This is a genomic window from Bradyrhizobium sp. SUTN9-2 (assembly GCF_003122645.1).
GTDB classification, from domain to species: Bacteria; Pseudomonadota; Alphaproteobacteria; order Rhizobiales; family Xanthobacteraceae; genus Bradyrhizobium; species Bradyrhizobium yuanmingense.
Window position 1 is genome coordinate 1,736,304 of record NZ_LAXE01000001.1, and the last position, 10,983, is coordinate 1,747,286.

9 protein-coding genes and 1 pseudogene are annotated in these 10,983 nt (G+C 65.7%); 5 read left to right on the forward strand and 5 right to left on the reverse strand.

Annotation, left to right across the window (positions count from 1 at the left end; translation table 11 throughout):
* Positions 1–219, forward strand: a pseudogene (locus tag XF30_RS08170) (hypothetical protein); the annotation flags it as partial.
* Between the two features lie 62 nt (positions 220–281).
* Here XF30_RS08170 and XF30_RS08175 read toward each other — a convergent pair.
* A complete protein-coding gene (locus XF30_RS08175; protein WP_109142389.1) occupies positions 282–1,052 on the reverse strand; it encodes an alpha/beta fold hydrolase in 771 nt (256 codons plus the stop codon).
* A gap of 155 nt (positions 1,053–1,207) precedes the next feature.
* Positions 1,208–1,672, reverse strand: a complete 465-nt coding sequence (locus XF30_RS08180) for an Hsp20 family protein (protein ID WP_035997846.1) — start codon at positions 1,670–1,672, stop codon at positions 1,208–1,210.
* Between the two features lie 216 nt (positions 1,673–1,888).
* On the opposite strand from XF30_RS08180, the gene XF30_RS08185 reads away from it, so the two are divergent.
* Positions 1,889–2,836 (forward strand): alpha/beta fold hydrolase, encoded by a 948-nt coding sequence (locus XF30_RS08185; protein ID WP_057028207.1) that lies wholly within the window; start codon positions 1,889–1,891, stop codon positions 2,834–2,836.
* Between the two features lie 160 nt (positions 2,837–2,996).
* On the opposite strand, the gene XF30_RS08190 is transcribed toward XF30_RS08185, so the two are convergent.
* Both XF30_RS08190 and XF30_RS08195 read right to left on the reverse strand, forming a co-directional pair.
* Positions 2,997–5,762: a di-heme-cytochrome C peroxidase gene (locus tag XF30_RS08190; protein ID WP_109142390.1), complete on the reverse strand. Its 2,766-nt coding sequence runs from the start codon at positions 5,760–5,762 to the stop codon at positions 2,997–2,999.
* Between the two features lie 184 nt (positions 5,763–5,946).
* Complete coding sequence (locus tag XF30_RS08195; protein WP_109142391.1) at positions 5,947–7,743, reverse strand: adenylate/guanylate cyclase domain-containing protein; 1,797 nt, start codon at positions 7,741–7,743, stop codon at positions 5,947–5,949.
* A gap of 221 nt (positions 7,744–7,964) precedes the next feature.
* Between XF30_RS08195 and XF30_RS08200 the strand changes: the two genes are divergently transcribed.
* Both XF30_RS08200 and XF30_RS08205 read left to right on the forward strand, forming a co-directional pair.
* Positions 7,965–8,597, forward strand: a complete 633-nt coding sequence (locus XF30_RS08200; protein ID WP_036021402.1) for a LysE family translocator — start codon at positions 7,965–7,967, stop codon at positions 8,595–8,597.
* Positions 8,598–8,651: 54 nt separating this feature from the next.
* Positions 8,652–9,062: a GFA family protein gene (locus XF30_RS08205; RefSeq protein ID WP_036021404.1), complete on the forward strand. Its 411-nt coding sequence runs from the start codon at positions 8,652–8,654 to the stop codon at positions 9,060–9,062.
* Positions 9,063–9,067: 5 nt separating this feature from the next.
* Here the strand turns inward: XF30_RS08205 and XF30_RS08210 are convergent, their stop codons facing one another.
* Positions 9,068–9,820 (reverse strand): sulfite exporter TauE/SafE family protein, encoded by a 753-nt coding sequence (locus XF30_RS08210; RefSeq protein WP_035997816.1) that lies wholly within the window; start codon positions 9,818–9,820, stop codon positions 9,068–9,070.
* Between the two features lie 90 nt (positions 9,821–9,910).
* Here XF30_RS08210 and XF30_RS08215 point away from each other — a divergent pair, with 90 nt between their 5' ends.
* Positions 9,911–10,801: a LysR substrate-binding domain-containing protein gene (locus tag XF30_RS08215; protein WP_109142392.1), complete on the forward strand. Its 891-nt coding sequence runs from the start codon at positions 9,911–9,913 to the stop codon at positions 10,799–10,801.
* The last annotated feature ends 182 nt before the right edge of the window (positions 10,802–10,983 follow it).

Genomic DNA, 10,983 nt, shown 5'->3' on the forward strand with positions numbered 1-10,983 from the left:
CGGCGCGCCGAGCCGCCGGTCGCCATTGCCAAGCCGGCAGAGCCGGCGATGCCGCAGGCCCAGGCAGCGCAGCCCCAGCCTGCGCAGCAAGCCGCCGTGGTGCAAGCCAAGCCGGCCGAAGCCGCTCCGCAAGCAACCGCGCCGACCGTCGGTCAGGTCAGGCCGGCCCCGACCATCCTGCCGACGCAGGAGATGCCAGCCGCACTGGGGCTGGATTAGGCCTCAGCAAACGGAAAGCGCCCGAGAACCTCTCGGGCGCTTTTGCGTGAAATGACTGCGTGTCAGCTCCGCGGAGATCCCGCCGCATCCAGGATCAGATTCGCCACCTCCTTTGGATGCGACACCAGCGAGAGGTGGCCGGCATCGAGCTCGATCGTGGTGGCGTTCATGCGCTTGGCGAGGAAGCGCTCGAAATCGGGATTGATGGTGTAGTCGTTCTTCGACACCGCGTACCAGCTCGGCTTGGAGCGCCAGGCCGCCTCCGTGGTGCGGCCGGCGAAGATCGAGGCCGCCGTCGGCCATTGCACGGCGTAGAGCTCCTTGGCCTGCGCCGGCTTCACGCCGTTGGCGAAGTACTTCAGGAAGGCCTCTTCCGAGAGCTTGGTGTAGCCGTCGCGCTCGACGATGCCGGCGCGCGCCGGCCCGGCCGGAAACTGCTTCGACAGCGCCACGAAATCCTCGTTCGCATCGGGCGCGCGTGCGGCGACGTAGACGAGGCCGGTGACCTTCGGGTCGGTGCCGACCTGGCTGATCACGGTGCCGCCCCAGGAATGCGCGACCAGCACCGTCGGCCCGTCCTGCTCGGCCAGCGCCCGCTTGGTCGCCTCGACGGAGTCGCTGAGCGAGGACAGCGGATTCTGCACGGCGGTCACATGCAGGCCTGCAGCCTGCAGGATCGGGATCACCTCCGACCAGCTCGAGCCGTCGGCCCAGGCGCCGTGCACCAGCACGACGTTCTTCGCCTTGACCGTCTGCGGTGTCTGGGCATGAGCGAGGTTGAGGGGAGCGGCCAAAAGGCTCGCGGCGACGAAAAGGCTGCGCCAGAGTGACATGATCTTCTCCGTGTTTTTGGTTCGATGCCCAAAGGACGGAGAGCGAGGCGACGGTGTTACGCCATCACTGCTCTGTGATGCATTGCAACGAAAAAAACGCCCCGGGGCACCGGGGCGTTTTCGCAACCTGGAAGTCGCTGGGTTTGGTCGCTGGCTCAGGCGGCCTGCGCGGCGGAGTTCTCGATCACCTGCGCCTTGGCGCCGGCGTTGATCGCGATCTGGCGCGGCTTCTTGGCCTCGGGAATCTCGCGGACGAGGTCGACATGAAGCAGCCCGTTCTCGAGCGAGGCGTCCTTCACCTGCACGAAGTCGGCAAGCTGGAAGGCGCGCTCGAAGGCACGCGCGGCGATGCCGCGGTAGAGCACTTCGGATTTCGAGTTCTCGTTCGCGACCTTCTCGCCCTTGATCGTCAGCGTGTTTTCCTTCGCGACGATGGAGAGCTCATCCTTGGCAAAGCCCGAAACCGCAACGGTGATGCGGTAGGCATTCTCGCCGGTGCGCTCGATGTTGTAGGGGGGATAACCGGGGCTGCCGTCGGAGCTGGCCTGGTCGAGCAGGTTGAAGAGACGGTCGAAGCCGACGGTGGAACGATAGAACGGAGTGAGATCGTAGCTACGCATGGTCAAGTCCTCCATTGAGCGACTGTTGGTAACCCGCCCGCCAATCGGGCCGGGCTTTAGTCTGTGTGCAGCCTGATGTTCCGGTTCCGAAACACTGGTAGCGGCCTGCACGAAGGTGATATGGGTGGAACGAGACGGCGTTCAAGAGGGCGGGACAGGCGCCTTTTCGGCGCTTTGGCCCCTTGATTTGCAGCACTTCCCGCCCAAGCACGCCCAATGACGCTGGTCTCGATTCCCGCCAATCCGGTCCCCGAAAACGTCGTCAGCGGCACCATCAAGACCCCTGATGGCGTCGAGCTGCGCTTTGCGCGCTGGGCGCCGCCGGCGAACCGCAAGGGTACGGTCTGCGTCTTCACCGGGCGCAGCGAGCAGATCGAGAAATATTTCGAGACCGTGCGCGACCTGCGCGACCGCGGCTTTGCGGTGGCGATGATCGACTGGCGCGGGCAGGGCCATTCGTCGCGCCGCCTGCGCGATCCGCGCAAGGGCTATGTGCGCGACTTCGCCGATTTCGAGATCGACGTCGAGACCTTCGTGCAGCAGGTGGTGCTGCCGGATTGCCCGCCACCCTTCTTCGCGCTCGCCCATTCCATGGGCGGCACGGTGCTGCTGCGGGTGGCGCATGCCGGCAAGCGCTGGTTCGACCGCATGGTGCTGTCTGCGCCGATGATCGACCTGCCCGGGCGCACCACCTCGCTCCCCGTGCGTGCGCTGCTCAAGACGATGCGCCTGCTCGGGCAGGGCGGCCGCTACGTCCCCGGCGGCAGCGACCGCCTCACCGGGCTCGAACCCTTCATCAACAATCCCTTGACCAGCGATCCCGTCCGCTATGCGCGCAACGCCGCGATCCTGGAGGAAGACCCGACGCTTGGCCTAGCCTCGCCGACGGTCGCCTGGGCCGATACCGCCTTCCGCGCGATGCACACCTTCAAGCGCGTGAACTACCCCTCCCAGATCCGCCAGCCGATCCTGATGCTGGCGGCCTCCAACGATACCGTGGTCTCGACCGCGGCGATCGAGGAATTCGCCTATCATTTGCGCGCCGGCTCCCATCTCGTGATCGCCGGTGCCAAGCACGAGATCCTCCAGGAGCAGGACCGCTACCGCACCCAGTTCTGGGCCGCCTTCGACGCCTTCGTGCCGGGCACGCCGCTGTTCAAGTGAGAAGAGATCGGGAGCCTCCACGAGGACGGTGAGAATCGGAGTCGAGGAGCGTCCTCATTCTCCGTCATTGCGAGGAGCTCTTGCGACGAAGCAATCCAGCTATCTCCGCGCTGACAGCCTGGATTGCTTCGCTGCGCTCGCAATGACGAAGCAAGATTCTTTACAGCGTCTTCAGATACTCGATCAGGTCGTAGCGTTCGGCGTCATCCTTGAACATGCGGCCGATGACGCCGGGGCGCTTCGGCTCGCCGTCCTTGCGCTCGAAGGAATGGCCGAGCACGCTGTTGCCCTGGATCGGCTTGCCGTCGGAGCCGCTCGCGGAGAACTCCGTTTCACCGGTCTTGCAGCGCTCGTCGGCGGCGACTGCGAAACCGACGGTGTCGGGGTCGTAGTCGCGGCGGCCCATGCAGAATTTTTGCGGACGCTCGTTCTGCGGCTTCAGCAACCAGTACAGCGAAGGCACCGAGCCGTTGTGCAGGTAAGGCGCAGTGGCCCAGATGCCGTTCAAGGGCCGGGCGCGATAGCGCGGGTCAGGCGCCGGATTGAGACAGTTCTTGCGCGCCATATTCCACATTTGCGCCCGTTCGGCCTCCGGGATCTTCTCGTCGTCCATCCATTTGCGGGCGACGAGATCGACCACCGTCATGAGCCCGAGTGCATAGACCATCTCGTTGGGCGATTTGCTCGCGGTCGGGATCTCGCACTGCCACCACGTCTGCAGGTCAGCCGTGTTGACTTTCAGAAAGCCGGGCACGTCGACGGTCCGCTTGCTGAGAACGAGGGACTGCTCGGGATCGGTCTTGATCTCGTCGAGCGGGATCGTCACCGCATTCAGCACCTTGCTGTCGCCGCTCGGCTCCCAGTGCTTCGACGACCAGAAGGCCGGGGTGTTGATGTCAGGCAGATGGCATCCGGAGCACATCTCCGCGTAGATGGCGCGGCCGCGTTCGACCCGATCGGGCTTCAGCTTCCAGGCATCGCCGAGGATGTGCGAGGGCCATTTCGGTGCGAGCAGACCGCCGAACTTCGGACCATCAGCCGCCTTGAATGGATCGGGGCCTCTCAGCATGTCCTCGATCCAGCCGAGCGTCCTGATGTTCACCGAGGAGCGCCACAGCCTGTCCTGCGGATAGGCATCGGACAAATTGAGCAGCGCCGTCACGCCGAGGGCTTCGCCGGCGTTGCGGATCAGCGGCTGCTCGATCGAGGCGTCGTACTGGGCGAATTTGAACCAGGGCACCGTCCAGATCGCGGGATAGCTGACCGGCGCGTCCTGGGCGTGCAGGTTCTTCTCGAATCCCTTGACCCCGCTCATTGCGAGGTCCTGCGAAAACACCTGGTTGCCGATGCGGTTGAGGGCATCGAGCCGGCCGAACCCTTCCTCGGTGTCCTGCTGCTGCTTGCCGTCCCAGGTCGTCTTGCCTTCGATCGTCTTCTCGTAAGTCTTGGCCCAGTCGATCAGGAAGCTGCCGATCGTGCTCAGCTTCTGCTTGAGCGCGGCGCGGTCCGCCTTGCTGGCGTCGGGGCCGAGCACGCGATCGGCGAAACGCTGGAAGCGGAACGGGACGTACAGCGTGTAGGCGATCGACAGGCCGGTCGCGAGCTCGAGCTTCTTCAGGTCGGTCATCGCCGGGCCGCCGTCGAAACGGACGTCGATGCCCTGGTAATGGATCTGGCCGGTATGACAGGCGGCGCAGGTCAGTCCGATCATGTCGTCCTCGCGGCGGCTCGTCGCGGGATCGACCACGCCGGTCATGCGCGCGAAGCCGACCGGCAGGCCGTCAACGTTCTCCGCCGGCGTCCAGCGCGTCGACCAGTCCGACGCTTGCGTGGTCTCGTAGACATTGGCGTAGCCGAAGCGGCGCAGCGTCGCCGTGTCGGTCTGGATCGTCTGCGGGCTCGGGATGAAGCCGAAGCGTTCGAGATAGGCGCTGTCCTTGATCAGGCCCGGTTTGGAGAACAGGTGGAGCTGCGGCTGCTCCAGCGCCACGAACCACTCATAGGGCACCGGGAACGTCGCGGTGCCCTGGCTGGCGTGGTGGAACCAATGTCGGTCCTTGAGCGACCAATTCTGCTCGAGCCAATAGGCAGCCTTGGTTTCGGGCATCGCCGGCAGGGGCGGCGGCAGGAGATTCACCAGCACGCCCTTCTGCGGCAGCATGGCACGAATTTGGTTGGGGAATTCGGCGACCGCGACCAGGGCGACGAGGCCGAGGCCGATGACGAACGCCGTGAGCGCGACCGCCCAGCGAAAGCGGAGCTGGCAGGGCGACAGCAGCGGCTGCGATACGATCCGCTGATTGATGCGGTCGGGGAATTGGCGCTGTTCGAACAGCGTGCGCACGTCGGCCACGCTGAGATAGCGCTCTTCGCCCTGCTTGCCCTTGCCGATGATCTTCAAAAGGATGGGCCATTCGAACTTCATCAGCAGCGGGTAGTACCAGCGAGCGGCGCTGCCGGCGCGCTCGAGGTTGTCGCGCATGAAGGTCTTGATTTCCGCGGCGTTGAGGCCGGGCTCGCTGCTGCCGGTGTTCGGGTCGGTGTAGTTCCGGCCGAAGCTCGCGAGCCGCGCGATCTCGTCCTCGTCGATCTTGCCGTCGACGCCGAGGATGCGCGAGCCGGCGCCGCGCTTGTCCAGCGGGCCGCCGCGCAGCGCGTCGAGCTGCGCGCCCGAAAAGATGCTCTTCAGAATGTGCTTGACGCCGTTGGCGATCATGGCGACGCCGCGGACCTGGATGCGGGCCGAGACCTTCTTCAGCCCCGTCTCACCGGTCGCATTGGCGATGGTCTGCGACAGCGTGTTGAGCGGGACGGTGCCGCCCTCGACGAAGCCTTCGCCGACGAGGCCGCGCAGGAACGGGCAGGGATTGTTCGGCGAGACTGGAATCGAGGGATCGAGGGGCGGCTTCGAAGCGGGGTGATGCATGGCCCAAATCCTGAAAGCAGCGAATCTTGAAAAAGCAGGCGCGCTGTTAGAGCGCGGAAAGTCCTAACAAACCGACAGCACGATATACTACTTCAGCGTGTGACGAGTGTGGCCCATTTCACTGTCGTGTCAACAACGAGCAGGCGGTCGCACCGGAACCACGTCGGGCCTGCGGCCCTTTCGCTCAGGATTCTGCGGCCCGTTTCACGTCGCTCTGCACCAGCGTCAGCTTGCCGAGCGGCACGCCGGCCTTCAGCAGCCCCTCGCGATAATGGGCGATGTCCTCGGGCCGCTTCCAGTGGAAGTTGCGCAAGTGCCTGTCGACGTTCAACGTTGGATAATTTGCCATCAGCACGCGGGCGGCTTCGCTGGCCTCGTCGCTTCGTCCGAGCTGCGCCAGCGCCGCGGCGCGGATCGCCAGCGCCTGCATGTGATTCGGGTTGATGTAGAGCTGCTCGCGGGCCCACGACAGCGTCGCGTCGTATTGGCGCAGAAGATAATGACTGAACGCGTTCAGCGCCGCCCATTGATAGCGCGGGTCGCTGTTGTCGCGCTGCGACGCCATCGAGAACAGCTCGATCGCCTCGCGGTGCTCGCCGATCATGAAATGGCAGATGCCGAGCACGCCGCGCGCGCCATTGTCGTAAGGGTTGAGCGCGACCGCGCGCTTGGCGGCGTCCATTGCTGCCTCGTGATGACCCTCCAACGCGTGCGCCCAAGTCAGGATCGAGAACGCGAAGGAGGAGCGCGGATCCAGCCGGACGCTGGTTTCGGCGAGGCTCATCGCCTCGGCCCACATCTCGCGCGTGCCCTTGACCCAGCCGAACTGAATGCTCTGGATCTGGATCGTGGCGAGATAGGCATGCGCGATCGACAGCTTGGGATCGAGCCCGATGGCCTCGCGGAATAGGTCGACCGCGACGGCCAGATCTTCCTTGGTTTGCCGATAGTAATGCGACAGCCCCTTGAGGAAGCGGTCCCAGGCGGTGACGTCGGTCGAGAGCCGCGCCGGCGCCGAGGCCTCGGCACGGACGATCTCGGTGGCGATGGCGGCGGACAAGTTGGTGGTGATCTCGTCCTGCATCGCGAACAAATCGCCGATGTCGCGGTCGTAGCGGCCGGTCCAGAGCTGCTCGCCGGTCTCCGGCGCGATCAGCTCAGCGGTGACGCGGATCTTGGCGCCGGCGCGCCGCACCGAGCCCTGGATCAGATAGGAGGCGTCGATCTCGCGCGCGATCAGCCGGGTGCCCACGTTCTTGCCCTTGAAGGCGAAGGTCGAGTTGCGGCTCAGCACCCGGTAGAAGGATTGCAGCGACAGCGCGTGGATCAGGTCCTCGGTGAGGCCGTCGGAGAAATATTCGTCCTGGGCGTCGCTGAGATTGGCAAAGGGCAGCACGCCGACGATGGCCGTTCGGTACTGCTGCGACAGCGCCGAGGCCTCACGGAGCTCGGGGGCAAGCGCCGGCGCCCCTTCGGGCGTCCAGGTAAAGACCCCGATCGCATCCTTGATGTTCTTGAAGCGATGGTTGCCGGCATCGGTCAGCGGCACCGAGAGATGCTTGCTCGCCTCCCGGTAGGCCTTGGCCGACATCGCGAAGCCGCCGGGGCTCGCCACCGATTCCAGGCGGACGGCGATGTTGACATCGTCGCCGAAGACCTCGTCCTCGTCGGCGATGACGTCGCCCATGTGGATGCCGAGCCGGAACTGCATGGCGCGGTCGGCTGGCAGATGGCGGTTGCGTTCGGCCATCAGCGTCTGCATCGCGATCGCCGCCTCGGCGGCGCCGACGATCGAGGCGAATTCCAGCAGGAAGCCGTCGCCAGTGTTCTTCACGACGCGGCCGCCGTGATTGAGGATGATGGGATGGATCGCGGCGCGATGGGCCTTGAAGGCGGCATGGGTGCCGGCCTCGTCGCTGCCCATCATGCGCGAATAGCCGGCGACATCGGCGCAGACGATGGCGGCCAGACGTCTTTCCATATCCTCAAAGCTCCAAGGGACCAGATGACCGGCCACAGCGTGGCGGTTGCCGCGAATCCCGCATTTCAAGAACCCCGCCTTTATAGAGCAGATGCGCCGCAGCGGAAGCATGATCCGCATTGCAAATTCGAGGTAAATCCTGCGCAATCCCGGCGGTGGACGGGAACGGGCGAACCGACTAAGCGGAACCAGGACCGCCAGGACGGCAGCGGAGGACCTTCATGCTGGGCATTCACGAGATCGGGCTTTTCATCCTCTCGGGCGTGGTGCTCAACATCACGCCGGGTCCGGATTCGGTCTATGTGATCGGCCGCAGCATGCAGATGGGCTGGCGGGGCGGCGCCGCTGCCGCCCTGGGCATCAGTTGCGGCTGCTTCGTCCATGTCGCGGGCGCGGCGATCGGGCTTTCGGCTCTGCTGATGGCCTCGTCCACGGCCTTTTCGATCCTGAAGCTGGTCGGCGCAGCCTATCTGGTCGTGACCGGTCTCCAGATGCTGTGGTCGCGCCCGGCGCTGGCTGCAAGCATCGACGAGCCGGCGCGGAGCTCATTGCAGCGGGTCTTCCTCCAGGGTGTCTTCACCAACGCGCTCAATCCCAAGGTCGCGCTGTTCTTCCTCGCCTTTCTGCCGCAATTCGTCGCAGCCGATGCCCCGCACAAGCCGCTCGCCTTCCTGACGCTCGGCCTGATCTTCATCTTTACGGGGACACTGTGGTGCCTGGTGCTGGCGGCGTTCGCCGCCAGAGCCGCCTACCGGCTGCGCAAGTCCGAGGGCGCGATCGCCTGGGTCAACCGCGCGCTCGGCGGCCTCTTCATCTATCTCGGCATCCGCGTCGCCATGCTGGAGACACGGTAGCTCCTTCTAGTGAATGAGAAGCGGTCCGATCGAGGCTGCGCTCGGGAGGTTTCGATGATCCGTGGAAGCTGTCTGTGTGGCACCGTGCGGTTCGAGATCGAGAAGGTGCGCGCGCTGACGCACTGCCATTGCGTCAATTGCCGCAAGCTGAGCGGCGCGGCCTTCGCCACCTACGCGCATGTCGATGCCGACAAGTTTCGCTTCGTGGCGGGCGAGGACATGACGGCATCTTACGAATCCTCGCCGGGCAGTATCCGCTATCGTTGCAGGACCTGCGGCTGCCCGACGCCGGGCAAGGCGAGCTATCTCCCGACCGTCAGCATTCCCGCTGGCCTGCTCGATGACGACCCGGAAGTCCGGCCTCGCCTCCACGTTTTCACCTCGTCGCGCGCGTCGTGGTGGACAATCCAGGACGACCTGCCCCAGCACGAAAAATGGGTGCCGGGCTACGGGCCGAAATCGTAAGGCGCTTAAGCGAATTCTTTCGCCAGCGCGCTGCCGGCGAGGTAAAGGCCGAGCAGGATCATCGCGATCAGGAACCAGCGGCGAAACGCCTCCGCCGGCATCCGCGCCCGCACCGATTGGCCGATGAACATGCCGGCAAAGGCCATGGCGAGTCCGATCGCGCCCGGCACGACATTGGCGGGCGTGAGCAATCCGACCGCGGTCAGGTTGAAGGCGAGCGCCAGCGTTGCGGTGGTGAAAAACACCCCGAGCGCCTGCACCAATTCGTCCTTCTCCATGCCGATCGCCTGCATGAACGGCATCGACGGGATCACCTGCACGCCTGTTGAGGCCGAAATCACCCCGGTGATGACGCCGACCACGCCGCCGACCCATTTCTCGTTCTCGGGCGCGACGCGGAAGTGGAACTTGTTCAGTCCGATCACGGCGTAGACGACGAGCAGGGCGCCCAGCACGATCGTGCCGTAGCGCGCATGCGGCCCGGTCAGCGCGCCGGCATTGAGCCAGCAGCCGACCACGGTGCCGATCATCAGCGGCCACAGCCGCCGCAGGATGTCGCGCAAATACGGGCCGACGAAGGTCTGCCAGATGTTGGTGACGATGGCCGGCACGATGACGATGGCGATGGCGCGGCTCGGCGCCATGCTCACGGCGAGCAGGCCCATCGACACCGTCGGCAGGCCGAGCCCGACCACGCCCTTGACGAATCCGGCGAGCAGGAACACGGCGGCGATGAGGATGAGCAGCGGGTCGATCATGTCTGCACATTGACCGAAGCCGCGCCGGCGCACAATCTGGAGGTTACGGAGAGAGCCTTCGGCCTCAACGAAGGCTCAAGGAGACATCGCATGCGCTTCGACCTGGTCGATCTCCAGCTCTTCATCGCGGTCGCCGACCAGCGCAGCATCACCCGCGGCGCGGAGCGCTCGCACCTCGCGCTGGCCTCGGCCAGCGCGCGCATCAAGGGGCTCGAGGATGCGCTCGGCGTCGCGCTGCTCAAGCGCGGCCGCCGCGGCGTCGAGTTGACCGCGGCCGGCGAGAGCCTGCTCGATCATGCCAGGCTCGTGATCCACCAGATCGACGCCATGCGCGGTGATCTCGCCGGCTTTGCCAGCGGCGTGCGCGCCAGCGTGCATTTTCTCGCCAACACGTCGGGCCTGTCGGAGCATCTGCCGAAAGCGCTCGCCGGTTTCCTGCGCCAGCATCGCGACGTCGCCGTCGACATCGAGGAGCGCGAGAGCACCGATATCGCGGCGGCGATCACCGCAGGCGCCGCCGATCTCGGCTTCGCCGCCGAGCACGCGCTGCCCGAGCATATCGAGCGCTTTCCCTTCAGCGAGGATCGCCTGACGCTGGTGACGTCGAAACGCGGCCCGTTCGCCGGCCGCCGCCAGATCGACTTTCAGGAGGCGGGGGCTTGCGACTTCGTCGGCCTGACCAGCGCCACCGCGCTCCAGATGCACATCGCGAAGCACGCCGCGCGGCTCGGCATGCGGCCGCATTTCCGCGCGCGCCTGCGCGACTTCGACGCGATCTGCCAGATGGTCGCGGCCGATGTCGGCGTGGCGCTGGTGCCCGAAGCCGCTGCCCGCCGCTGTGCCAAGACCATGCCGCTCGCCATGGTCCGCCTGCGCGATGCCTTCGCCAACCGCCGCCTCGTGATCTGCGCGCGCAGCTTCAAGGCGCTGCCGAAGCCGGCCAAGCTGCTGGTGGAGCATTTGCGAGCAGAGGCGGTGTGAGGAGACTCTTACCCTCCCCTGGAGGGGTCCGGGACGAGCGTAGCTCGCCCGTGGGTCGGCTCACATTGAGCGGAGCGAAATGTGAGACGGGGTGGGGTGACGGTCTCTCCACTCCAACAGTGCCCGAGTGGAGAGATCACCCCACCCGGCTCGCGCTGCGCGCGATCGACCCTCCCCTCCAG